At 62.6% G+C, this 22,873-nt stretch carries 20 protein-coding genes and 4 tRNA genes; 21 read left to right on the top strand and 3 right to left on the bottom strand.

All coding sequences use genetic code 11. The features are described from left to right. Nucleotides 1–53: 53 nt before the first annotated feature. Entirely contained in the window at nucleotides 54–932 is an 879-nt protein-coding gene (locus FH041_RS10630) for a LysR family transcriptional regulator (RefSeq protein WP_028688130.1), read from the bottom strand. A gap of 130 nt (nucleotides 933–1,062) precedes the next feature. Between FH041_RS10630 and leuC the strand changes: the two genes are divergently transcribed. The 21 genes from leuC to FH041_RS10525 all read left to right on the top strand — a co-directional run bounded on the left by leuC (nucleotide 1,063) and on the right by FH041_RS10525 (nucleotide 21,115). Continuing rightward, a complete protein-coding gene (gene leuC, locus FH041_RS10625) occupies nucleotides 1,063–2,496 on the top strand; it encodes a 3-isopropylmalate dehydratase large subunit (protein WP_027916486.1) in 1,434 nt (477 codons plus the stop codon). Then, on the top strand, nucleotides 2,493–3,137 hold the full coding sequence (leuD, locus tag FH041_RS10620) for a 3-isopropylmalate dehydratase small subunit (protein ID WP_027916487.1): 645 nt from the start codon (nucleotides 2,493–2,495) through the stop codon (nucleotides 3,135–3,137). Before leuC ends, leuD begins: the two co-directional genes overlap by 4 nt. Nucleotides 3,138–3,276: 139 nt before the next feature. Then, nucleotides 3,277–4,041: a class I SAM-dependent methyltransferase gene (locus tag FH041_RS10615; RefSeq protein WP_028688131.1), complete on the top strand. Its 765-nt coding sequence runs from the start codon at nucleotides 3,277–3,279 to the stop codon at nucleotides 4,039–4,041. A 54-nt stretch (nucleotides 4,042–4,095) separates the two neighbouring features. Further along, nucleotides 4,096–5,178, top strand: coding sequence for a 3-isopropylmalate dehydrogenase (leuB, locus tag FH041_RS10610; RefSeq protein ID WP_049696341.1), 1,083 nt, complete (start codon nucleotides 4,096–4,098; stop codon nucleotides 5,176–5,178). Nucleotides 5,179–5,240: 62 nt separating this feature from the next. Then, entirely contained in the window at nucleotides 5,241–6,353 is a 1,113-nt protein-coding gene (gene asd / locus FH041_RS10605) for an aspartate-semialdehyde dehydrogenase (protein WP_027916490.1), read from the top strand. A gap of 193 nt (nucleotides 6,354–6,546) precedes the next feature. Next, the gene (locus FH041_RS10600) at nucleotides 6,547–7,551 is read left to right on the top strand and encodes an aspartate-semialdehyde dehydrogenase (RefSeq protein ID WP_049696340.1); all 1,005 of its coding nucleotides are present in this window, start codon (nucleotides 6,547–6,549) and stop codon (nucleotides 7,549–7,551) included. A gap of 71 nt (nucleotides 7,552–7,622) precedes the next feature. Further along, entirely contained in the window at nucleotides 7,623–10,241 is a 2,619-nt protein-coding gene (locus FH041_RS10595; RefSeq protein WP_027916493.1) for a FimV/HubP family polar landmark protein, read from the top strand. Between the two features lie 111 nt (nucleotides 10,242–10,352). Next, nucleotides 10,353–11,207 carry a tRNA pseudouridine(38-40) synthase TruA gene (truA, locus tag FH041_RS10590; protein WP_027916494.1) on the top strand — a complete coding sequence of 285 codons (855 nt, stop codon included), beginning with the start codon at nucleotides 10,353–10,355 and terminating at the stop codon, nucleotides 11,205–11,207. Between the two features lie 58 nt (nucleotides 11,208–11,265). Further along, nucleotides 11,266–11,886 carry a phosphoribosylanthranilate isomerase gene (locus FH041_RS10585; RefSeq protein WP_027916495.1) on the top strand — a complete coding sequence of 207 codons (621 nt, stop codon included), beginning with the start codon at nucleotides 11,266–11,268 and terminating at the stop codon, nucleotides 11,884–11,886. Nucleotides 11,887–12,107: 221 nt separating this feature from the next. Then, nucleotides 12,108–13,001, top strand: a complete 894-nt coding sequence (gene accD, locus FH041_RS10580) for an acetyl-CoA carboxylase, carboxyltransferase subunit beta (RefSeq protein WP_023535975.1) — start codon at nucleotides 12,108–12,110, stop codon at nucleotides 12,999–13,001. After that, a complete protein-coding gene (gene folC / locus FH041_RS10575) occupies nucleotides 13,001–14,308 on the top strand; it encodes a bifunctional tetrahydrofolate synthase/dihydrofolate synthase (protein WP_132578961.1) in 1,308 nt (435 codons plus the stop codon). The genes accD and folC overlap by 1 nt, the downstream gene beginning before the upstream one ends. Then, nucleotides 14,292–14,948: an SPOR domain-containing protein gene (locus tag FH041_RS10570; protein WP_028688136.1), complete on the top strand. Its 657-nt coding sequence runs from the start codon at nucleotides 14,292–14,294 to the stop codon at nucleotides 14,946–14,948. Before folC ends, FH041_RS10570 begins: the two co-directional genes overlap by 17 nt. A 158-nt stretch (nucleotides 14,949–15,106) precedes the next feature. Continuing rightward, nucleotides 15,107–15,664 (top strand): CvpA family protein, encoded by a 558-nt coding sequence (locus tag FH041_RS10565; RefSeq protein ID WP_027916498.1) that lies wholly within the window; start codon nucleotides 15,107–15,109, stop codon nucleotides 15,662–15,664. 42 nt (nucleotides 15,665–15,706) lie between these two features. Continuing rightward, complete coding sequence (gene purF, locus FH041_RS10560; protein WP_023535974.1) at nucleotides 15,707–17,212, top strand: amidophosphoribosyltransferase; 1,506 nt, start codon at nucleotides 15,707–15,709, stop codon at nucleotides 17,210–17,212. Between the two features lie 17 nt (nucleotides 17,213–17,229). After that, the gene (locus FH041_RS10555; RefSeq protein WP_027916499.1) at nucleotides 17,230–18,441 is read left to right on the top strand and encodes an O-succinylhomoserine sulfhydrylase; all 1,212 of its coding nucleotides are present in this window, start codon (nucleotides 17,230–17,232) and stop codon (nucleotides 18,439–18,441) included. Then, complete coding sequence (locus tag FH041_RS10550; RefSeq protein WP_027916500.1) at nucleotides 18,438–19,211, top strand: SDR family oxidoreductase; 774 nt, start codon at nucleotides 18,438–18,440, stop codon at nucleotides 19,209–19,211. Before FH041_RS10555 ends, FH041_RS10550 begins: the two co-directional genes overlap by 4 nt. Before the next feature lie 208 nt (nucleotides 19,212–19,419). Further along, nucleotides 19,420–19,495, top strand: a tRNA-Val gene (locus tag FH041_RS10545). A 66-nt stretch (nucleotides 19,496–19,561) separates the two neighbouring features. Further along, nucleotides 19,562–19,638 (top strand) — tRNA-Asp (locus tag FH041_RS10540). A gap of 98 nt (nucleotides 19,639–19,736) precedes the next feature. Continuing rightward, nucleotides 19,737–19,813, top strand: a tRNA-Asp gene (locus FH041_RS10535). A gap of 132 nt (nucleotides 19,814–19,945) precedes the next feature. After that, nucleotides 19,946–20,022 (top strand) — tRNA-Asp (locus tag FH041_RS10530). A 196-nt stretch (nucleotides 20,023–20,218) separates the two neighbouring features. Continuing rightward, complete coding sequence (locus tag FH041_RS10525; RefSeq protein ID WP_140174558.1) at nucleotides 20,219–21,115, top strand: DUF2242 domain-containing protein; 897 nt, start codon at nucleotides 20,219–20,221, stop codon at nucleotides 21,113–21,115. Nucleotides 21,116–21,164: 49 nt separating this feature from the next. On the opposite strand, the gene FH041_RS10520 is transcribed toward FH041_RS10525, so the two are convergent. Both FH041_RS10520 and FH041_RS10515 read right to left on the bottom strand, forming a co-directional pair. Further along, a complete protein-coding gene (locus FH041_RS10520) occupies nucleotides 21,165–21,824 on the bottom strand; it encodes a 3-oxoacid CoA-transferase subunit B (protein ID WP_028688138.1) in 660 nt (219 codons plus the stop codon). Nucleotides 21,825–21,833: 9 nt separating this feature from the next. Beyond that, entirely contained in the window at nucleotides 21,834–22,526 is a 693-nt protein-coding gene (locus tag FH041_RS10515; RefSeq protein WP_028688139.1) for a 3-oxoacid CoA-transferase subunit A, read from the bottom strand. Between the last annotated feature and the right edge of the window lie 347 nt (nucleotides 22,527–22,873).

Raw genomic sequence — 22,873 nt, 5'->3', positions numbered from 1 at the left:
TACCAGACCTTTGGCATGGGGCACATCCTTGAAGGGGCCGGGCAGACGGCTGTTCAGACGCTTGCGGCATGGCCATCGAGCAGGGCCATGAACGCCTTGGCGGCGTTGGACAGGGTCCGCTCGGTGTGCAGAATGTAGCCTAGCTGGCGGGACAACCCAATGCCGGGCAAGGCGATGGGTGCCACCTGGTCGTCAAGCATCGTGCGCGGCAGCACGCTCCAGGCCAGACCGATCGATACCATCATCTTGATGGTTTCCAGGTAGTTGGTGCTCATGGCGATGTTCGGTGTCAGGCCTTGGCTTTCGAACAGACGCTGGACAATGTGGTGGGTGAACGTATTGCCTCCTGGAAACACCGCAGGGTGGCAAGACACATCGGCAAGGGTAACGGCGTCGTTGTTGGCCAATGGGTGCTCGGGGGCGGCTACGAAATCCAGCGCGTCCTGCCATACCGGTACCGCGTTGATCAGGGGGTGGGGCTCAGGTGCGAGGGTAATGACCGCCAGTTCGGCACGACCATGCAGAATCTCATCGTAGGCCTGTTCCGAATCCAGAAACTGAATATCCAACGCCACTGCCGGGTATTGGCGGGTGAAAGCCCGCAATAATGGGGGAAGGCGGTGCAGGCCGATGTGGTGGCTTGTGGCCAGGGTCAACCGCCCCCCCACTTCCCCTGACAAATTGGTCAGCGCCCGTCGGGTATCCTCAAGCACGTTGAGAATTTGGTAGGCCCTGGGAAGCAGTGCACGCCCGGCTTCGGTCAATGTCACCTCGCGGCCCAGGCGGTCGAACAACCGTGTGCTCAACTGCTGCTCCAGGCCAGCAATGCGCTTGCTGACGGCAGGCTGGGTCAGGTACAGACGCTCGGCTGCACTGGAAAAGCTGCCGATTTCCGCAATGGCGATAAATGCACTGAGATTGGCCAAGTCCATTGGGAGAATTCCTTTCGGTTATCCAAAGGATAAAAATTATGAATTTGAGTTATTCACTCTAACCCCCTAGCATCGCCCATACAAGCCAAGGGGTCTTTGGCATAGAAAGACGCTGATGAGGAACAGTCTGATGGCTGGCAAAACGCTCTACGACAAACTCTGGGAAGCCCACGAGGTCAAGCGCCGTGATGACGGCTCGTCCTTGATCTACATCGACCGTCACATCATCCATGAAGTGACCTCGCCGCAGGCTTTCGAAGGGCTGCGCCTGGCCAAGCGCAAGCCATGGCGTATCGATGCCAACATCGCCACGCCCGACCACAACGTGCCGACCACCCCGGAGCGCAAGGGCGGGATCGAAGCCATTGTCGACCAGGTGTCGCGCCTACAGGTGCAGACCCTCGACGAGAACTGTGATGAATACGGCATCGTCGAATTCAAGATGAACGACGAGCGCCAGGGCATCGTCCACGTCATCAGCCCCGAACAAGGCGCTACCTTGCCAGGCATGACCGTGGTCTGCGGCGACTCACACACCTCCACCCACGGCGCCTTCGGTGCGCTGGCCCACGGCATCGGCACCTCCGAGGTCGAACACGTACTGGCTACCCAGTGCCTGGTGGCCAAGAAGATGAAGAACATGCTGGTGCGCGTCGAAGGCCAGCTGCCGCCGGGTGTCACGGCCAAGGACATCGTCCTGGCGGTGATCGGCAAGATCGGCACTGCCGGTGGCAACGGTCACGCGATGGAGTTTGCGGGCAGTGCCATTCGCGAGCTGTCGATGGAAGGCCGCATGACCATCTGCAACATGTCCATCGAAGCCGGTGCCCGTGTTGGCTTGGTGGCCACCGACGCCACCACCATCGCTTATGTCGAAGGCCGCCCTTACTCGCCCAAGGGCGAGCAGTGGACGCGTGCTGTCCAGGCGTGGAAAGACCTGGTGTCCGATGAGGATGCCGTTTTCGATACCGTGGTCGAACTCGATGCCACGCAGATCAAGCCGCAGGTCAGCTGGGGTACCTCGCCAGAAATGGTGCTTGCCGTCGACCAGCGGGTGCCGGACCCGGCTGCCGAAGCCGACCTGGTCAAGCGTGGCTCCATTGAGCGCGCCCTGAAGTACATGGGCCTGAAGGCCAACCAGGCGATCACCGATATCCACCTGGATCGCGTGTTCATCGGCTCGTGCACCAATTCGCGCATCGAAGACCTGCGCGCGGCAGCGCAGATCGCCAAGGGCCGCAAGGTGGCGAGCAGCGTCAAGCAAGCCATCGTCGTTCCCGGCTCGGGCCTGGTAAAGGCTCAGGCCGAGCGTGAAGGCCTGGACAAGATATTCGTCGAAGCCGGCTTCGAATGGCGCGAGCCAGGCTGCTCGATGTGCCTGGCCATGAACCCGGATCGGCTGGAAAGCGGCGAGCACTGTGCATCCACCTCCAACCGTAACTTCGAAGGTCGTCAGGGCGCAGGTGGCCGCACGCACCTGGTGAGCCCGGCCATGGCCGCCGCGGCCGCCGTCACCGGCCACTTCATCGATGTCCGCGAGTTGATCCAAGGGAGCGCAGCATGAAAGCTTTCACTCAGCACATAGGCCTGGTTGCGCCGTTGGACCGTGCCAACGTCGATACCGACCAGATCATCCCCAAGCAGTTCTTGAAGTCGATCAAGCGCACAGGCTTTGGCCCCAACCTGTTCGACGAGTGGCGTTACCTGGACGTAGGCCAGCCCTATCAGGACAACAGCAAGCGCCCGGTAAACGAAGAATTCGTGCTCAATCATCCGCGCTATCAAGGCGCCAGCGTGTTGTTGGCGCGCGAGAACTTCGGTTGCGGGTCCAGCCGTGAGCATGCCCCCTGGGCCCTGGACGAGTACGGCTTTCGGAGCATCATCGCGCCAAGCTTTGCCGATATCTTCTTCAACAACAGCTTCAAGAACGGCTTGCTGCCGATCATCCTCAGCGATGAAGAAGTCGATGAGCTGTTCAAGCAGGTAGAAGCCGCGCCAGGTTACCAGCTGACCATCGACCTGCAGGCCCAGGCGGTGACACGTCCGGACGGCAAGGTGCTGCACTTCGAGATCGACGCATTCCGCAAGCATTGCCTGCTCAATGGCCTGGACGACATTGGCCTGACCCTGCAGGACAGCGATGCGATCAAGGCGTTCGAGGGCAAGCACCGTGCTGCGCAACCCTGGCTGTTCCGTGACGCCTGACTGAAGCGAACGCGCTCACCGGCCTGCTTGCCAGCAGGTCGTTGCAAGCCGGATCGCCCACGCTCTCTGGCGACAGCCTGTACCACTGCCGCCATGGTCGATCCCGTATCGGCAACTCCTCCATCACCAGGACATCCCAATGACTCGTACACAGCATACCGATGTGGTTCAGCGCCAATTTGGCGATCAGGCGGGTGCCTACCTCAGCAGCGCCGTGCATGCTCAAGGCAGCGAGTTCGCGCTGTTGCAGGCCGAGTTGCAGGGGCAGGGCGATGCACGCGTGCTGGACCTGGGCTGCGGGGCAGGTCACGTCAGCTTCCAGGTTGCGCCGCTGGTGGCGCAGGTGGTCGCGTACGACCTTTCCCAGTCCATGCTGGACGTCGTCGCCAACGCTGCCGCCGATCGCGCGCTGACCAATATCATGACCGAGCGTGGCGCGGCAGAATCGCTGCCATTTGCCGATGCGTCGTTCGACTATGTGTTCAGCCGCTACTCAGCCCATCACTGGAGCGACCTGGGCCTGGCGCTGCGCGAGGTGCGCCGCGTGCTCAAGCCGGGCGGCGTGGCGGCATTCATCGACGTCATGTCGCCTGGTAGCCCGCTGCTGGACACGTACCTGCAAGCGGTAGAAGTGCTGCGCGACACCAGTCATGTTCGCAATTACTCTGCTGCCCAGTGGCAGCGCCAGGTCAGCGAGGCTGGCCTGCGTGTTCGCAGTCATGCCCGGCAGTCACTGCGCCTGGAATTCGGCAGTTGGGTCGAGCGCATGCGCACCCCTGAGCCGATGCGCCTGGCCATCCGCGAACTGCAGCAAGCCATGGGCGAAGAAGTACGGCAGTATTACCAGATCGAGGCCGATGGCTCGTTCAGCACGGATGTGCTGGTGCTGTGGGCAGAACGTTAAGCCTTTTTCGGCGCGGCCCGATTCGCCGCGCTGCGTGAATGCATAGAGGAAAGCATGAGCAAGCAGATTTTGATTCTTCCGGGTGATGGCATCGGTCCTGAAATCATGGCCGAAGCCGTCAAGGTGCTGGAGTTGGCCAATGACAAGTACCAGCTCGACCTCAGCCTGACCCATGACGTGATCGGTGGCGCAGCCATCGACAAGCACGGGGTGCCGCTGGCCGATGAAACCCTGGAGCGTGCACGCCAGGCCGATGCCGTGCTGCTCGGCGCCGTAGGCGGTCCCAAGTGGGACAAGATCGAGCGTGACATTCGTCCTGAGCGCGGCCTGCTGAAGATCCGCTCGCAACTGGGGCTGTTTGCCAACCTGCGCCCGGCCATTCTCTATCCGCAGCTGGCCGATGCGTCCTCGCTCAAACCGGAAATCGTCTCTGGCCTGGACATCCTCATCGTTCGCGAGCTGACCGGCGGCATCTACTTCGGTGCCCCACGTGGTCAGCGCGAGCTTGAAGGTGGCGAGCGCCAGGCCTATGACACCTTGCCCTACAGCGAAAGCGAAGTGCGGCGCATCGCCCGCGTCGGTTTCGACATGGCCCGGGTGCGTGGCAAGAAGCTGTGCTCGGTGGACAAGGCCAACGTTCTGGCTTCCAGTCAGCTGTGGCGGGAAGTGGTCGAGAGCGTGGCACAGGATTACCCGGATGTGGAACTGAGCCACATGTACGTCGACAACGCGGCGATGCAGCTGGTGCGCGCACCGAAGCAGTTCGACGTCATGGTGACCGACAACATGTTCGGCGACATCCTGTCGGATGAAGCTTCCATGCTGACCGGTTCCATCGGCATGCTGCCATCGGCGTCGCTGGATGCCAACAACAAGGGCATGTACGAGCCCTGCCACGGCTCGGCGCCGGACATCGCCGGAGCAAGCATCGCCAACCCGTTGGCCACCATCCTGTCCGTGTCGATGATGCTGCGTTACAGCTTCGACCAGTCGGCTGCTGCCGAGGCCATCGAGCAGGCTGTCAGCCTGGTGCTCGACCAGGGCTTGCGCACTGGCGACATTTTCTCCGAGGGCTGCCGCAAGGTCGGCACGCAGGAAATGGGCGACGCAGTAGTCGCAGCGCTGCGGAATCTGTAATCTCTCTGGCCCGCCATCCCCAATCCCGATGGCGGCCCACTTTTAGCAAAGGTGTAGTTGCGATGAAACGTGTAGGTCTGATCGGTTGGCGCGGCATGGTTGGTTCCGTGCTCATGCAGCGAATGCTGGAGGAGCAGGATTTCGACCTTATCGAGCCCGTGTTCTTCACCACCTCCAATATTGGTGGCCAGGGCCCGAACGTGGGCAAGGATACCGCGCCGCTCAAGGACGCGTATTCCATCGAAGAGCTCAAGACCCTCGACGTGATCCTGACTTGCCAGGGCGGCGACTACACCAATGAAGTGTTCCCCAAGCTGCGCGAAGCAGGCTGGCAGGGCTACTGGATCGATGCGGCCTCGTCCCTGCGGATGCAGGATGATGCGGTCATCGTGCTCGACCCGGTCAACCGCAAGGTCATCGACCACCAGCTTGATGCCGGTACTCGCAACTTCATCGGCGGCAATTGCACGGTCAGCCTGATGCTGATGGGCCTTGGCGGGTTGTTCGAGGCCGGTCTGGTGGACTGGATGAGCGCCATGACCTACCAGGCAGCGTCCGGTGCAGGGGCGCAGAACATGCGCGAGCTGATCAAGCAGATGGGTGCCACCCATGCGGCGGTCGCCGAGGACCTGGCCAACCCGGCCAGCGCCATCCTCGACATCGACCGTAAAGTGGCCGAAGCCATGCGCAGCGATGCCTACCCGGCTGAAAACTTCGGCGTCCCATTGGCCGGCAGCCTGATCCCCTGGATCGACAAGGAGTTGCCCAACGGCCAGAGCCGCGAAGAATGGAAGGCGCAGGCCGAAACCAACAAGATTCTGGGTCGCTTCAAGAACCCGATTCCGGTGGATGGCATCTGCGTGCGCATCGGTGCCATGCGTTGCCACAGCCAGGCGCTGACCATCAAGCTGAACAAGGACGTGCCGATCGCCGACATCGAAGGCATGATCAGCCAGCATAATCCTTGGGTAAAGCTGGTACCCAACCAGCGCGAAATCAGCATGCAGGAACTGACCCCCACCAAGGTGACCGGCACGTTGAACATTCCGGTTGGTCGTCTGCGCAAGCTGAACATGGGTTCCCAGTACCTGGGGGCGTTCACGGTAGGTGACCAACTGCTGTGGGGCGCTGCCGAACCACTGCGTCGTATGCTGCGGATCCTGCTGGAACGTTGATACGGCCCCATCTGTACCCGAACCCGCGCTGCTCCCAGCGCGGGTTTTTTATTTTGAGGCGTGCGGTGAAGGTGGCAGGGGATACGAGGCTGCGCACAGGCAGGTGGCGACTACCTGCGACGGGTCGGCGTTGGCCTCGCTTGTGTAATGCGGGTAAAGTGCCGCTCCCGTTTCGCCAGAGGCAGCCTGCAATATGAAACCTTCATTCGATATCGCCGTCGTCGGTGCCACCGGCAGCGTCGGTGAGGCGTTGGTCCAGATTCTCGAAGAGCTGGATTTCCCGGTCGCCACCCTGCATCTGCTCGCCAGCATCGAATCGGCGGGCAGCAGCGTGATGTTCGCCGGGAAGAAGCTCAAGGTACGTGAAGTCGAGGGGTTCGATTTCGCGCAGGTCAAGCTGGCGTTCTTTGCAGCCGGTGCCGCGGTCAGCCGCAGCTTCGCCGCCCGAGCTGTGCAAGCGGGCTGCACCGTCATCGACCTGTCCGGTGCCCTGGACAACGCCCTGGTTGTCGTTCCAGAAGCCAACGCCGAGCAAGTGGCGGGGCTCAAGCGGCCCGCGCTGATCACAAGCCCCTGTTCAGGAGCCGTGGCCGTCGCCGCCACCCTGGCCCCGATCAAGCATTTGCTGGACATCGAGCATGTTCAGGTGGTGGCGTCTTTGGCGGTATCGGCTCAAGGCCGTGAGGCAGTCAACGAGCTTGCGCGGCAAACGGCCGAGTTGCTCAATGCCCGTCCGTTGGAACCGCGTTTCTTCGACCGCCAGGTCGCCTTCAACGTGCTGGCCCAGGTCGGCAAGGTCGACGAACAGGGTCATACCGCCGTAGAGCGGCGGATGGTGCAGGAGCTGCGCGAGCTGCTGGGCCAGCCTGAACTGAGTATTTCAGCAAGCTGCATTCAAGTCCCGGTGTTTTTCGGCGATAGCTTCAATGTGGCGGTGCAGTGCCGCCACGCCGTGGATTTGTCGGCCGTCAACCAGGCCTTGGACGTGGCGGCAGGCATCGAACGGGTAGATCCGGACGACTATCCAACACCGGTTGGCGACGCAGTGGGGCAGGACGTGGTCTATGTTGGACGTGTACGCCATGGCGTTGATCAAACCCGGCAGCTCAACCTCTGGTTGACCACCGACAATGTGCGCAAGGGCGCGGCGCTCAACGCTGTGCAGGTGGCACAATTGTTGATTAAACACGGTCTGTAAAAGATACTGGCAGGCACTTTTGTCCTGCTCTGCCTGCACGTTTCGGGACGATCCATACAAGGGAAGAGTTCATGCTTCGAATCCGCAAACTGGTTCTGGCCATGGCAGCAGCCTCGGCGCTGTCCTCGGGCATGGCCAACGCTCTGGGCTTGGGAGAGCTGACCCTGAAGTCGGCGCAGAACCAGCCACTGGAGGCCGAAATCGAACTGCTCGATGTGCGTGACCTGACCGCGGCGCAGCTGGCACCAAGCCTGGCCCCGCCTGAAGAGTTCGCCAAGGCAGGCGTGAACTTCTCCAGCGCCTTGCAGGACTTGCGCTTTACGCCTGTGATCAACCCCAATGGCCGAAGCGTGCTTCGCGTGACCTCCAGCCAGCCCATGCCGGGGCCGGTGGTCAAGTTCCTGGTACAGGTGATGTGGCCTCAGGGCCGCCTGTTGCGTGACTACAGCGTCCTGTTGGATCAGGCCAAGGCCCAGGGCCCGCAGGCCGCAACGGGCACTGTCGCCGCTGCGACCACCGGCCCTGGCAGCTATACGACCCAGCGCCGCGATACCCTGTGGCAGATCGCGGCGCGCAACGCCCAGGGCGGGTCGATCCAGCAAACCATGATCGCGATCCAGGCGCTGAACCCGGATGCGTTCATCGGCAATAACATCAACCAGCTCAAGGTAGGCCAGGTATTGCGCCTGCCCGATCAGCAACAGATCCAGAGCATCGCCCAAGGTGAAGCCAATCGCGAGGTCGCCGAGCAGTACGCGGCCTGGCGCGAGGGTAGACGCCTGGGGCCACGTGCCCGCCAGCTCGACGCCACCCGCCGTGGTGCAGCAGACGCCGCACCCGCTGCCATCGCCCAAGGCGACAACCTGCGCCTGGTTAGCCCCGGCAACCAGCCGGGTACCGGTCAGGCCAAGGCGCTGAACGACAAGCTGGCAGTGGCCCAGGAAAGCCTGGACACCAGCCGCCGTGACAACGAAGAACTCAAAAGCCGCATGTCCGACCTGCAGAGCCAGCTGGACAAGCTGCAGCGCCTGATCGAGCTCAAGAACGATCAATTGGCCCGGCTGGAAGCTCAAGGTGCGGCTACCCCTGCGCCAGCAGCAGCGGTCCCTGGCGAACCCGGTCAACAGGCCCTGGCGCCTGCGCAGGCGGCTGTGCCTGTGACCGACCCGGTCCCGACGGCGAGCCAGCCGGCCGTTCCCGATCAACCCGTGATCGCGCCAGCGCCCTCGGCTGCGCCAGACGCCCAACCCGCTGCCGCAGACACCCAGGCGGACAGCAGCCTCGACGACGTACTGGCAAGCCGCTGGTTGCTATGGCTGATCGCCGGTTCTACCGTCCTGGTCCTGGCGCTGCTGCTCTGGCTGCTGGCGCGTAAGCGCAGGGCCCAACAGGAAGCCGAGAAGCATTTGCGCATGGCGCGCGCTCTGGAAGAGGAGCAGATCGAGGGTTTCGATCCAGAGGATGACAGCCTGGATGGCGTCGAAGTCGTGTCCCCGACCGTTACGCTCTCGCCAGCGGCGGTCGCCGCCTCGGCGGCAGCGGCAGCGGCCTCTGAAAAACCCGTTGCACAACCTGTGCGTGAGCCCGCGGCAGACCCTTATGGGCCCTTGTTGGCGCAGGCCGAGGTGTGCATTGCCGAGGGTCGCCTGAACCGTGCCACGGAGCTGCTGGAGCCTGCAGTTGCCAGCGCGCCCAGGCGCGATGACCTGCGCTTGAAATTGATGGAGGTCTACGCTCGCCAAGGTGATCAAAGCGCCTTCGCCGAGCAGGAGCGCCAGTTGCCGGCGACGGCGGTGAACACCGCAGAAGTGGCCGGCCTTCGCGAGCGTTACCCGGCGATGCTGGCCTTGGCGGCGGCCGGTGTGGGCGCTGCTGCCTTGGCTGCCAAGCTGGACGAGCAGTATGTGCAAGGGCTGCTCGATGATCAGCCGGTTTCATCACCTGCAGTGGCAGCGGAGCCGCAGGCTCAGGCCGCTGCCGATTCGGACGCCTTCGGGGATATTCCGACGCTCGATACTGCGCAGCTGGATGATCCGGCGCTGGATGACGATTTCGACTTGAGCCTGGACGAGCCTTCTCCCGAGCCCGCGACATCGGCTGCCAGCCCGACCACTGATGCGCTCGCTTCAGAGGCCCAAATGCAAGACCCGGCCGATGCAGACTTCGAAACCTTGCTGGCGCAAGCCAGCGCTGAAGCCACGCCAGCCCAGGATCTGTCCGATTTCGACCTGGACATCGGTGAACCCGAGGGGACGGGTGGTCGGGATGACGCAGCGCCCAGTGCAATCGATCCGGTACCGGCCTTTGATCCGGCCACCGATTTCGACCTGCCGGCCGATTTTGACCTCTCCCTGCAGGACGATTCGCCAGGCGCGCAACAGTTCGCCTCCGAACTCGATGACGTCAACGCCGAGCTGGACAAACTCTCGCAAAGTCTGGAGTCGCCCTCCCTGGAGCCGCACTTCACTGAAGAGGATGCCGCCGCGCAACCTGAGCTCGAACCGATCGACGACCTGGATTTCGACTTCTTTTCGGGCGCCGACGAGGTGGCCACCAAGCTCGATCTGGCCCGCGCCTACATCGACATGGGCGATCACCAAGGCGCCCGCGACATCCTCGACGAAGTGGTCAAGGATGGCGATGAACGTCAGCGCGAAGAAGCAGAGGATATGCTTTCGCGTCTGGTCTAGGCCTTCGCGTGGAGCCCTTTGGTCGTAACCCGTGAACCCGATGGCAGCCCTGTACGGCTGCCATTGTCGTTATAATCCCCGGCATTTCGTACACCAACAGGTTGTAGATTCTTGGACATCATCGACACCGCCTCGGCCGAATCCGCTGCCGAAGGCTGCACGCGTATCGCCTTGGGTGTGGAATACAAGGGCGCCCGCTACCGCGGCTGGCAACGCCAGGCCAGCGGCGTGCCCAGTGTTCAGCAAGCCTTGGAACAGGCACTTTCCAAAGTGGCCAACGAGCCCATTTCAGTCGTCTGCGCCGGCCGTACCGATGCAGGCGTACATGGCTGTGGGCAGGTCGTGCATTTCGACACCCATGCGGTGCGTGACGAACGCGCCTGGACCATGGGCACTAATTTCAACCTGCCCCATGACATCAGCGTCGTATGGTCCAAGCCCATGCCAGCCGATTTCCATGCGCGCTTCAAGGCCTGTGCCAGGCGCTATCGCTACGTGATCTACAACGATCCGATTCGGCCTGCTCACCTGGCCGAGGAGGTGACCTGGAATCATCGTCCGCTGGACATCGAGCGCATGGCGCAGGCCGCTTCGAGCCTGCTTGGCACCCATGATTTCAGCGCGTTCCGCGCTAGCCAATGCCAGGCCAAGTCGCCGATCAAGCACATCTATCACCTGCGGGTTACCCGTCACGGGCAGATGATCGTGCTGGATATCCGGGCTACCGCGTTCCTGCATCACATGGTACGCAACATCGCCGGCGTGCTGATGGCTATCGGCGCGGGCGAACGGCCGGTGGAGTGGGCGCGTCAGGTGCTCGAGGGGCGGGACCGCCGCGAAGGTGGCGTCACGGCCCACCCCTATGGGCTTTATCTGGTCCAGGTGGAGTACCCGGAGGCCTTTGCGCTGCCCGAGCGTTACATTGGCCCGCACTTTCTGACGGGCTACGACGCATTGGCTGACTGACGCACGAAGCGCCATTTGCTAAGATTCCGCCTTTGACCACGCAAACAGGTTGCTGTCCATGAGCATCGTTCGCAGTAAAATCTGCGGGATCACCCGCATCGAAGACGCACTGGCGGCTGCCGAGGCTGGCGCCGATGCCATCGGGCTGGTCTTCTATGCCAAGAGCCCGCGTGCCGTGACCGTACAGCAGGCACGCGCCATCATTGCCGAGCTGCCGCCCTTCGTGACCACGGTCGGGTTGTTCGTCAATGCCACGCGTTGCGAGCTGAGTGAAATACTCGAAGCGGTGCCACTGGACCTCTTGCAGTTCCATGGTGATGAAACCCCGCACGATTGCGCAGGCCATCACCGGCCGTGGATCAAGGCCTTGCGGGTACGTCCGGGTGACGACCTGAAGCTTGCGTGCCGGCAATATGCCGACGCATCCGGCATCCTGTTGGACACCTTCGTGCCGGGTATCCCTGGAGGCACGGGCGAAGCGTTCGACTGGTCACTGGTGCCTGCCGGCCTGGGCAAGCCGATCATTCTGGCCGGTGGTCTGTCGGCGGACAACGTCGGGCAGGCGATCGCCCAGGTGCGCCCGTACGCGGTCGATGTCAGCGGCGGTGTCGAGCAGGCCAAGGGCATCAAGGACGCGGCCAGGATCGAAGCATTCGTACGCGCGGTGAAACAGGCTTGAGCAGATGTGACGGCAGGCAGCGCGCCATCGTCCATAGCTATCTCAGCCCCATGGGCCAGCCGGCCCTGCGTGGGGCGGTCAACCGAATTGTTCAGGGTGGTGCGGCAGGGGTGACGAACCCGGGTTGCCGCATCACCTACGTTTCATAAGCATTTGAGCTCAAAAGGGCAGGGCAGGCCGGCTACGCTGGTCCCCTCCCGCCGATACTGGAGAAAGAAAGCATGAGCAACTGGTTAGTCGACAAACTGATCCCTTCCATCATGCGTTCCGAGGTGAAGAAGAGCTCGGTACCTGAAGGCCTGTGGCACAAATGCCCGTCCTGTGAGGCCGTGCTGTACCGTCCGGAGCTGGAAAAGACCCTGGACGTATGCCCCAAGTGCAACCACCACATGCGCATCGGCGCACGTGCACGCATCGATATCTTCCTGGATGCCGAGGGCCGTGCCGAGCTGGGCGCCGACCTTGAGCCGGTCGACCGGCTGAAGTTCCGCGACGGCAAGAAGTACAAGGACCGTCTGACCGGCGCGCAGAAGCAGACCGGTGAAAAAGACGCCCTGATCTCCATGAGCGGCACCCTGATGGGCATGCCGATCGTGGTCAGCGCGTTTGAATTTTCCTTCATGGGCGGCTCCATGGGTGCCATCGTCGGCGAGCGTTTCGTGCGCGCAGCCAACTATGCCCTGGAACATCGCTGCCCGATGGTGTGTTTCTCGGCTTCCGGGGGTGCCCGCATGCAGGAAGCGCTGATCTCGCTGATGCAGATGGCCAAGACCTCTGCGGTGCTGGCGCGTCTGCGTGAAGAAGGCATCCCGTTCATCTCGGTACTGACCGACCCCGTCTACGGCGGCGTGTCCGCCAGCCTGGCGATGCTGGGCGACGTCATCGTTGGCGAGCCCAAGGCCCTGATCGGCTTTGCCGGCCCACGCGTCATCGAGCAGACCGTACGCGAGAAGTTGCCTGAAGGCTTCCAGCGTAGCGAATTCTTGCTGGAGCACGGTGCCATCGACCTGATCATCTCCCGGGGCGACCTGCGTCCACGGCTGGCGCGCCTGCTGGCCCAGATGACCGGCCAGCAGACCCCGGTCGAGGCCCTCGAGGCGGCTGCTGTCGCGTGATGACCCAACGGACCCTTGGCGAGTGGCTCGCCTATCTCGAGCAGCTGCACCCCTCTGCCATCGACATGGGGCTGGAGCGTTCGCAAGCGGTGCTGGCGCGCCTGGCACTGGGCAAGCTTGCCCCGCGTGTGGTGACAGTAACGGGCACCAACGGCAAGGGTTCGACTTGCGCGTTCCTCGCTTCGCTGCTGCGCACACAGGGGCTGAGGGTCGGCGTGTACAGTTCGCCGCACCTGCTGCGCTACAACGAGCGCGTGCTCATCGACGGCGTTGAAGCCAGCGATGCGCAGTTGTGCGAGGCGTTCGCAGCGGTCGAGGCGGCGCGCGGCGAAATCTCCCTGACCTATTTCGAGATGGGTACCCTGGCGGCGTTCTGGCTGTTCGAGCGTTCGCAGCTCGATGCGGTGGTGCTGGAAGTCGGGCTGGGTGGGCGGCTGGACACGGTGAATGTCGTGGACGCCGACATCGCGCTCGTGACCAGCATCGGGGTCGATCACATCGATTACCTGGGCGATACCCGCGAGCAGGTGGCTTTCGAGAAGGCAGGTATCTTCCGTGCCGGCAAGCCCGCGCTCTGTGGAGACCTCGATCCGCCCCAGCCGTTGCTCGACAAGGCCAGCGAACTGGCAGCTCCGCTGCGGTTGCGGGGCCGCGACTTCGACCTTCAGGTGGCCGAGCATGGCTGGAGCTGGCACGGCACATCCGGCGAAGGTGAAAAAGTCGTCTTGATGGACCTGCCCGTGCTGGATCTGCCCATGGAAAACGCCGCCTTGGCCCTGCAGGCCTACCTGCTGAGCGGCTTGCCCTGGCGTCCTGCGCAGCTGCGCCAGGCACTGGTCGATACGCGCATCACGGGTCGCCTCGATCGGCGCGTGATCCACTGGCGTGGCGCTGCGGTCGAGCTGCTGCTGGATGTCGGGCACAACCCACATGCAGCTCAGTACCTGGCCCGGCGTCTGGCATCCAGGCCACTGGCTGGCCGGCGTCTGGCCGTGTTCGGCTTGCTGTGCGACAAGGACCTCGAGGGTGTGATCGCGCCCTTGCAGGCCCTGGTCGATGAGTGGGCCGTCACACCGCTTGCCACCCCGCGTAGTCGGCCTGCTGCTGAATTGGCACAGGCCCTGACGAACCTCGGCGCCACGGTGAAGTCTTATGCCAGCGTCGACGCTGCCCTGGAGGGGCAGTGCGCGAACGCCACGGCAGATGATCAGATCCTGCTGTTCGGTTCGTTTTTCTGTGTCGCTCAGGCGCTGGAATGGTTGCAGCGGCATCCCCAGGAGGGTGGGATAGATGGCAGTGCTGGATAAAGGAATGAAGCAGCGCATGATCGGTGCGCTGGTGCTGGTCGCGCTGGCGGTGATTTTCCTGCCAATGCTGTTTTCGCGGCAGGATGAAATGCGTGAGGTGCACGTCGATGCCCCTCAGGCGCCTGTTGCACCGTCGGTGCCTGAGGTAAAGGTCGACCCTGTTGCCGTGCCCGAACCCCAGGCCTTGCCAGAGCAAGCGGATCCGGCGCCGGTGGTGGTAGACGAGTCGTCCGCGCCAGCGCGTGCGCCCAGCCAGCCCATCACGCCGTCGCCGCAGGCCCAGCAGGCCCAACCTGCTCCGCCGGCCGTGGCCAAGGTAGAGCCCAAGGCGCCGGCCGCTTCTGCGCCAGCAGCAACGTCGACCAAGGCCGGCGCGCCGTCCAAACTGGACGCCAACGGCCTGCCGGTCAGTTGGTCGATTCAATTGGCGAGCCTGTCCAACCGGGCAGGCGCCGAGAAGCTGCAGCAGACCCTGCGTAGCCAGGGCTACAACGCCTATATCCGCGCAGCCGGTGGCATGAATCGGGTGTATGTCGGCCCGCTGATCGAGCGTGCCGACGCCGAGCGTACCCGCGATGCCATCAACCGCCAAAACAGCCTCAAAGGCTTCGTCGTGCGCTTCCAGCCGGAACGCAGCTGAAGGAGAGGGCGGCATTGCCGTCCCGTCCTAGTCAGCGAGCATATTGGCGGTGCCCAGCAGGCTTGCTGTCCTGGCTGGGCGATCCACTGACATTCCGCTTACCCAAGCCCTCGTCGCTCTGGTAAAATCCGCCGCCTCAACGATCTGCAGGCAGCACCGTGGCATTTACCCTGGTTGATTGGGCGATCATCGCGATCATCGCCATCTCCACACTGATCAGTCTCAAACGCGGCTTCGTCAAGGAAGCCCTGTCCTTGCTCATCTGGATCATTGCCGGTGCGGTGGCGTGGATGTTCGGTGGCTCGCTCTCGGTGTACCTGGAGAGCTATATTCAGACGCCCTCCATGCGTGTGATCGCCGGCTGCGGTATCTTGTTCGTCGCCACCTTGCTGGTGGGGGCGATGCTCAACTTTCTCATCGGCGAACTGATCCGTGTTACCGGCCTATCGGGCACCGATCGTTTTCTGGGCATGGTCTTCGGCGCCGCCAGGGGCGGCCTGCTGGTGGTCGTGGCACTCGGGCTGCTGAGCCTGGGGCCGGTTCAACAAGACGCGTGGTGGCAGGAGTCTCGCCTGATCCCACGGTTTCTACTGGTAGCCGACTGGTCCAAAAACCTGGTCGTGGGCTTCACCAGCCAATGGATGTCCAACGGAGCGATCAGCACACCGGCCGATCTTCCGTTCAAGGAGCAGCTGCTCGGGCCGACCCGGCCTTGAGCGCTATTCACTCAAGTTTCATCAAAGTAGGGGTTGCGTCGCATGTGTGGCATCGTCGGTATCGTCGGTAAGTCGAACGTCAATCAGGCGCTGTATGACGCGCTTACGGTCCTCCAGCACCGCGGCCAGGACGCTGCCGGTATCGTGACCAGCCATGACGGCCGGTTGTTCCTGCGCAAGGATAATGGCCTGGTGCGAGATGTGTTCCAGCAGCGCCACATGCAACGCCTGGTGGGGAGCATCGGCATCGGCCATGTGCGCTACCCGACAGCCGGCAGCTCGACCTCCGCCGAGGCCCAGCCGTTCTACGTCAACTCGCCATACGGCATCACCCTGGCTCACAACGGCAACCTCACCAACGTCGAGCAGTTGGCCAAGGAGATCTACGAGTCGGACCTGCGTCACGTCAACACCAACTCCGATTCCGAAGTGCTGCTCAACGTATTCGCCCATGAGCTGGCCGTGCGCGGCAAGCTGCAGCCTACCGAGGAGGACGTGTTCGCCGCGGTCTCCCATGTGCACAGCCGTTGCGTCGGCGGTTACGCCGTCGTTGCCATGATCACGGGCTACGGCATCGTCGGTTTCCGCGACCCCAACGGTATCCGTCCGGTCGTCTTCGGTCAGCGCCACACCGACGAAGGTGTGGAGTACATGATCGCGTCGGAAAGCGTTGCGCTCGACGTGCTCGGGTTCACCCTGATTCGCGACCTGGCGCCAGGTGAAGCGGTGTACATCACCGAAGAAGGCCAGCTGTACACCAAGCAGTGTGCCCAGGCCCCGAAACTGCAACCCTGCATTTTCGAACACGTCTACCTGGCCCGCCCGGACTCGATCATGGACGGTGTCTCGGTGTACAAGGCGCGTCTGCGCATGGGCGAGAAGCTCGCCGACAAGATTCAGCGCGAGCGCCCGGATCATGGCATCGACGTGGTCATCCCTATCCCGGACACCAGCCGCACTGCCGCGCTTGAGTTGGCTAACCACCTGGGCGTGAAATTCCGCGAAGGCTTCGTCAAGAACCGCTACATCGGCCGCACCTTCATCATGCCGGGCCAGGCTGCCCGCAAGAAGTCCGTGCGCCAGAAACTCAATGCCATCGAGCTCGAGTTCCGTGGCAAGAACGTCATGCTGGTTGACGATTCGATCGTGCGCGGCACCACCTGCAAGCAGATCATCCAGATGGCGCGCGAGGCCGGCGCCAAGAATGTCTATTTCTGCTCCGCAGCACCTGCAGTGCGCTACCCCAACGTCTACGGCATCGACATGCCGAGCGCTCACGAACTGATCGCCCACAACCGTACCACCGAGCAGGTGGCCGAGTTGATCGGCGCTGACTGGCTGGTCTATCAGGACCTGCCTGACCTGATCGATTCGGTCGGTGGCGGCAAGATCAAGATCGAGCATTTCGATTGCGCGGTATTCAACGGTGAGTATGTCACTGGCGATATCGATGAAGCCTACCTTGACCGTATCGAGCAGGCCCGCAATGACCTGGCCAAGGTCAAGACCCAGGCAGTCAGCGCAATCATCGACCTCTACAACAACTGATTTCAGGGAGCGATGGCATGACCGATCAATGGGATGCCGGGCGACTGGACAGCGACCTGGAGGGTGTCGGCTTCGACACCCTGGCAGTGCGCGCCGGTCAGTGCCGTTCACCGGAGGCCGAGCACAGCGAAGCGCTGTTCCTGACCTCCAGCTACGTATTCCGTACGGCTGCCGATGCGGCTGCGCGCTTTGCCGGTGAAACCCCAGGCAATGTCTATTCGCGCTATACCAACCCGACCGTACGGGCATTCGAAGAGCGCCTGGCGGCAATGGAAGGTGCCGAGCAGGCCGTGGCCACCTCCACTGGCATGGCGTCGATTCTGGCCGTGGTCATGTCGCTGTGCAGTGCAGGCGATCATGTACTGGTGTCTCAGAGCGTGTTCGGGTCGACCATCAGCCTGTTCGAGAAGTACTTCAAGCGCTTCGGCTTGCAGGTGGACTACGTGCCGTTGGTCGATCTTGCTGGCTGGGAGCAGGCCATCCAGGCCAATACCAAGCTGCTGATTGTCGAGTCGCCTTCCAACCCACTGGCCGAATTGGTCGATATTGCTGCGCTCAGCGAAATCGCCCATGCCCGTGGGGCCATGCTGGTGGTGGACAACTGCTTCAGCACACCGGCCTTGCAGCAACCGCTCAAGCTCGGTGCCGACATCGTCTTTCACTCCGCAACCAAGTTCATCGATGGCCAAGGCCGTTGCATGGGCGGTGCAGTGGCGGGCCGCGCCGAACAGATGAAGGAAGTGGTCGGTTTCCTGCGCACGGCGGGCCCGACGCTCAGCCCCTTCAACGCCTGGGTATTCACCAAGGGCCTGGAGACGCTGCGCCTGCGTATGCGCGCACACTGCGAGAGTGCTCAGGCACTGGCGCAGTGGCTGGAGCAGCAGGACGGCATCGAAAAAGTGCATTACGCCGGCCTGCCGAGCCATCCGCAGCACGAATTGGCCAAGCGCCAGATGAGTGGCTTCGGCGCTGTAGTGAGCTTTGAGGTCAAGGGCGGCAAGGAAGGGGCCTGGCGCTTCATCGATGCTACCCGGGTCGTCTCGATCACCACCAACCTGGGTGACAGCAAGACCACCATCGCTCACCCGGCCACCACCTCCCATGGCCGCTTGACGCCGCAGGAGCGTGCGGCTGCTGGCATCCGCGACAGCCTGATTCGTGTGGCTGTGGGCTTGGAAGACGTGGCGGATCTACAGGCTGATCTGGCGCGTGGACTGGCGGCATTGTGATCGAAATTGGCCTCAATACGCCCGGCCATAACGGCCGGGTCGCTTTGGTCACCGGTGCCGCGCGCGGTATTGGACTTGGTATTGCCGCCTGGCTGATCTGCGAAGGTTGGCAGGTGGTGCTCAGTGACCTCGACCGCCAGCGGGGGGCGAAAGCGGCCAAGGCACTGGGGGACAATGCCTGGTTCATCACCATGGATGTAGCAGACGAGTCCCAAGTCAGTGCCGGGGTGTCCGAGGTGCTCGGGCAATTCGGCAGGCTTGACGCGCTGGTGTGCAATGCTGCGATTGCCAACCCCCACAGCCAGACGCTTGAAAGCCTGAGCCTGGCTCAATGGAATCGTGTGCTGGCAGTCAATCTCAATGGCCCGATGCTGCTGGCCAAGCACTGTGCGCCTTACCTGCGCGCGCACAATGGCGCCATCGTCAACCTGACGTCCACGCGGGCGCGGCAGTCCGAGCCTGACACAGAAGCTTATGCCGCCAGCAAAGGGGGCCTGGTGGCACTGACCCATGCGCTGGCCATCAGCCTGGGCCCGGAGATTCGTGTCAACGCCGTGAGCCCGGGGTGGATTGATGCCCGAGATCCCTCCCAGCGCCGTGCCGAGCCCTTGAGCGATGCCGACCACGCCCAGCACCCCACCGGTCGCGTGGGCACCGTCGAGGACGTTGCAGCCATGGTCGCCTGGCTGCTGTCCCGGCAGGCAGCGTTCGTGACCGGTCAGGAGTTCGTGGTCGACGGCGGTATGACCCGCAAGATGATCTACACCTGAAGGCCCTTGTGGGCAGGTAGGCAGAGGAGGGGACCGCAAGGTCCCTTTTTCATGTCCAGGCTTGGCTTGGGTCTGAATCAGGATGTGCTCGGCTTTGCACTGGGTACCGGCGACTTGGAAAAAAACTCAACAGGGCTATTGACTTAGCGTCGTCACCTGCGTAAATTTCGCGGCCTCAGCGAAGCAAACGCAACAAGCAACATCGCGAGGGTGATTAGCTCAGCCGGGAGAGCATCTGCCTTACAAGCAGAGGGTCGGCGGTTCGATCCCGTCATCACCCACCACTTCCTGAGATGTTCCTGACGCTCAAGGCTTTGCAAGAAGCTGACAGCTAGAGAGGAATGCACTGCGCAGCGGTAGTTCAGTCGGTTAGAATACCGGCCTGTCACGCCGGGGGTCGCGGGTTCGAGTCCCGTCCGCTGCGCCATTTTGATTAACAGATGGGTGCTTGTCACCGGTCTGAAGCCACAAGGTCGAGCGCCTTGGGCTGACCCAGTTTCAATCGGGCGCAAGCCTGAACGATACGCAGCGGTAGTTCAGTCGGTTAGAATACCGGCCTGTCACGCCGGGGGTCGCGGGTTCGAGTCCCGTCCGCTGCGCCATCTTCGCATCAAGGTCCCTAGAACACCTTGAGGCAACCATGACGAATGGTCATTGAGCCGTTTTTCATGCCTTCCCCCAGGCTGTCTGGTGGGTAGACCCAAGTTTCAATCTGGCGCAAGCCTGAATGATACGCAGCGGTAGTTCAGTCGGTTAGAATACCGGCCTGTCACGCCGGGGGTCGCGGGTTCGAGTCCCGTCCGCTGCGCCATCTTCGCACCAAGGGCCTTTGAACACCTTGGCGCTACGCGAAAGCGACCTTCGGGTCGCTTTTTGCGTTTTTGGCGTTTGCCGTATTGACCTTGCCGCCTGCATGAAACCTTGCGGGTACTTCACCGACCAGCGGTTCCTGTACCTGGCTGCTGTGTTGCACAATAGGCACCTTCTTGAAATACCCGGAACCCTCGATGACAAGATCTTCCGTTTCTGGTGCGCTCGTGCTGGCCGCCCTGTTGGCCGTGTCGAGCGGTTGTGCGTCCAAGAAACCTGCGGTGTACGAGCATGAGAACTTCGACGACTCAGGCACGTTCTCGCGCAGCTTTCCCGTAGGGGATGCCAACTCCTGCGAAGCCGCACGCCGTGCGCTGCTCAGCCAGGGCTATATCATCACCAGCAGCGGCCCTAACCAGGTGGTCGGCAACAAGAGTTTCCAGCAAAACAGCGATAACCACCTGCAGATCAGCTTCAATGTCACGTGTGCGCCCGATGCGAGCGACGAGCAGCACTCGACCATGTTCGCCAACGCCCTGCAGGACCGCTATGCCCTGAAGAAGTCCAATACATCGGCAAGCCTGGGAGTAGGGGTGCTGGGGTCGGTGTCGATGCCGATTGGCTCGAGCGATGACTCCATGGTGAAAGTGGCCAGTGAGACAGTCACCGCCGCGCAGTTTTACGACCGCTACTTCGCGTTGGTGGAAAGTTACCTGCCCAAGACCAAGCCCAAGGCCCAATCCTTGAGCCAGCCCAAAGCTGAACAACCCGCGCCCAAGGCTGAGAAGCCTGCGGTGGAACTGGGCTTGCCGGAGCAGGCTGCGGCAAACCCAGCGCCAGTCCCGGTCGAGGCTGCACCTGCACCTGCACCTGCACCGGCTGGGCCAGACACTGCGCCCAAGGACGGTGCATCGCCCGCGGCCGTCGCGCCTAGCCAGCAGGCTCTCCAGGCACCTGACAGTGGGGATGAATTGAGCTCGCAGCCCGTTGCGCCCCCGGCCGATGCGGCGCCCATCGAGGTGCAGCCGGCTGAGCCGGCCGTGCCAGCCCCGCAGGATCAAACGGCTACACAGGGCCAGCCCTCTACCCCATGAGGCCGTAAAGCCGGCGCCGCCACGCTTCGGGCGTCAAATCGGCCAGGCGCTAGCGATGTTTGACAGACCGGTCGATCAGCGGTACGCCACTGAGCGCCTGCAGCGTTTGGAAGGTGATGGCCGCGCAAATCTCGACCACTTCGAGCCCTGCCGGCGTTACGTCCAGTACCGCGAGGTCCGTGTAGATGCGGCTCACGCACCCGATGCCCGTCAGAGGGTAGGTGCATTCGCTCACCAATTTGCTTTCGCCGGTTTTGGTCAGGTGGTCCATCATCACGAAGACTTGCCGGGCGCCGGTGGCCAGGTCCATCGCGCCGCCCACCGCGGGGATCGACCCCTCGGCGCCGGTGTGCCAGTTAGCCAGGTCGCCGTTCACCGAAACCTGAAAAGCACCGAGCACAGCGATGTCCAGATGCCCACCGCGCATCATCGAAAATGAATCGGCGTGGTGGAAATAGGCACCACCGGTCAGCAGGGTCACGTGCTGCTTGCCAGCATTGATCAAGTCGTCGTCTTCCTCGCCTGGCGCAGGGCTGGGTCCCATGCCCAGCACTCCATTTTCACTGTGCAGGAACACTTCCTTGTCGCCCAGGTAGTTGGCGACCAGTGTGGGGGCGCCGATGCCCAGGTTGACGTAGGCACCTTCCTCAATGTCGGCTGCAACACGCTGGGCCATGGCGGTACGCGAGAGTCGTTGGTTGATGGTCATGGCCAGGCCTCAGAATGGGTGGGTGGTCTGATGGGCGGCGGCGGGGGCCGCTACCACGCGTTGCACGAAGATGCCCGGCGTGACGATATGCTCCGGGTCCAGCTCACCCAGCGCGACGATCTGGTCGACCTGGACGATGGCGGTCTTGGCAGCCATGGCCATGATCGGCCCGAAGTTGCGGGCGGCCTTGCGGTAGATCAGGTTGCCCCAGCGATCACCCTTGTGAGCCTTGATCAAGGCGAAATCGGCGTGCAACGGCATCTCCAGTACGTACTGGCGGCCGTCGATCTCCCGCGTTTCCTTGCCTTCGGCGAGCAAGGTGCCATAGCCGGTAGGTGAAAAGAAGGCGCCGATGCCAGAGCCTGCTGCGCGAATGCGCTCGGCCAGGTTGCCTTGCGGTACGACCTCCAGCTCGATCTTGCCAGCCCGGTACAGGGCGTCGAAAACGTACGAGTCCGATTGGCGCGGGAACGAACAGATGATCTTGCGCACACGCTCGGCCTTGAGCAATGCAGCAAGGCCAGTGTCGCCGTTGCCAGCATTGTTGCTGATGATGGTCAGGTCGCGTGCACCGGTGGCGATCAACCCGTCGATGAGTTCAGAGGGCATGCCGGCCGTACCGAAACCGCCGATCAGCAGGGTCGAGCCATCGGTGATGCCCGCCACGGCGCTGGCAATGGTTGCGTGGGTCTTGTCGATCAAGGCGTAGCTCCCGTCGATGCTTTTGAAAAAAACGCCACCTGTGCAGTGCTCCATGCTCCGAGCACTGACTGGCGCTTGATGGGGAATGAACGTGAAGCTAGCTTGCCGCAAGCCGAGCCGTGGGCGCAGGGGGCAAGGCAATATCTGGGCGATTACCGAACCCTTGTTGCGAGCGCGGTGGCGTCGGCTGTGTGAGGGGCGAATTGGATTAAACGAACGAGCCGGTCCACAGGTCCATGATCCTGACACGCGAGGGCGCGCTGCGCGAAAAGCATCGTCACGTCACCCTCCTGTCACGTCATCGCGCTAGGGTGCCGATGAACTCAGCAAACCGTATTCGGATAAGG

The sequence above is a fragment of the Pseudomonas sp. SWI7 genome (assembly GCF_006351945.1).
Classification (GTDB): domain Bacteria; phylum Pseudomonadota; class Gammaproteobacteria; order Pseudomonadales; family Pseudomonadaceae; genus Aquipseudomonas; species Aquipseudomonas fulva.
Note: the sequence above shows the minus strand (reverse complement) of the source record. Positions and strands in the feature narration are given on the sequence as shown.

Excerpts from the sequence above, each read along its gene's own strand:
- FH041_RS10630 (WP_028688130.1), bottom strand. The coding sequence starts at position 932 with ATGGACTTGGCCAATCTCAGTGCATTTATCGCCATTGCGGAAATCGGC.
- leuC (WP_027916486.1), top strand. The coding sequence starts at position 1,063 with ATGGCTGGCAAAACGCTCTACGACAAACTCTGGGAAGCCCACGAGGTC.
- leuD (WP_027916487.1), top strand. The coding sequence starts at position 2,493 with ATGAAAGCTTTCACTCAGCACATAGGCCTGGTTGCGCCGTTGGACCGT.
- FH041_RS10615 (WP_028688131.1), top strand. The coding sequence starts at position 3,277 with ATGACTCGTACACAGCATACCGATGTGGTTCAGCGCCAATTTGGCGAT.
- leuB (WP_049696341.1), top strand. The coding sequence starts at position 4,096 with ATGAGCAAGCAGATTTTGATTCTTCCGGGTGATGGCATCGGTCCTGAA.
- asd (WP_027916490.1), top strand. The coding sequence starts at position 5,241 with ATGAAACGTGTAGGTCTGATCGGTTGGCGCGGCATGGTTGGTTCCGTG.
- FH041_RS10600 (WP_049696340.1), top strand. The coding sequence starts at position 6,547 with ATGAAACCTTCATTCGATATCGCCGTCGTCGGTGCCACCGGCAGCGTC.
- FH041_RS10595 (WP_027916493.1), top strand. The coding sequence starts at position 7,623 with ATGCTTCGAATCCGCAAACTGGTTCTGGCCATGGCAGCAGCCTCGGCG.
- FH041_RS10585 (WP_027916495.1), top strand. The coding sequence starts at position 11,266 with ATGAGCATCGTTCGCAGTAAAATCTGCGGGATCACCCGCATCGAAGAC.
- accD (WP_023535975.1), top strand. The coding sequence starts at position 12,108 with ATGAGCAACTGGTTAGTCGACAAACTGATCCCTTCCATCATGCGTTCC.
- folC (WP_132578961.1), top strand. The coding sequence starts at position 13,001 with ATGACCCAACGGACCCTTGGCGAGTGGCTCGCCTATCTCGAGCAGCTG.
- FH041_RS10570 (WP_028688136.1), top strand. The coding sequence starts at position 14,292 with ATGGCAGTGCTGGATAAAGGAATGAAGCAGCGCATGATCGGTGCGCTG.
- purF (WP_023535974.1), top strand. The coding sequence starts at position 15,707 with ATGTGTGGCATCGTCGGTATCGTCGGTAAGTCGAACGTCAATCAGGCG.
- FH041_RS10555 (WP_027916499.1), top strand. The coding sequence starts at position 17,230 with ATGACCGATCAATGGGATGCCGGGCGACTGGACAGCGACCTGGAGGGT.
- FH041_RS10525 (WP_140174558.1), top strand. The coding sequence starts at position 20,219 with ATGACAAGATCTTCCGTTTCTGGTGCGCTCGTGCTGGCCGCCCTGTTG.
- FH041_RS10520 (WP_028688138.1), bottom strand. The coding sequence starts at position 21,824 with ATGACCATCAACCAACGACTCTCGCGTACCGCCATGGCCCAGCGTGTT.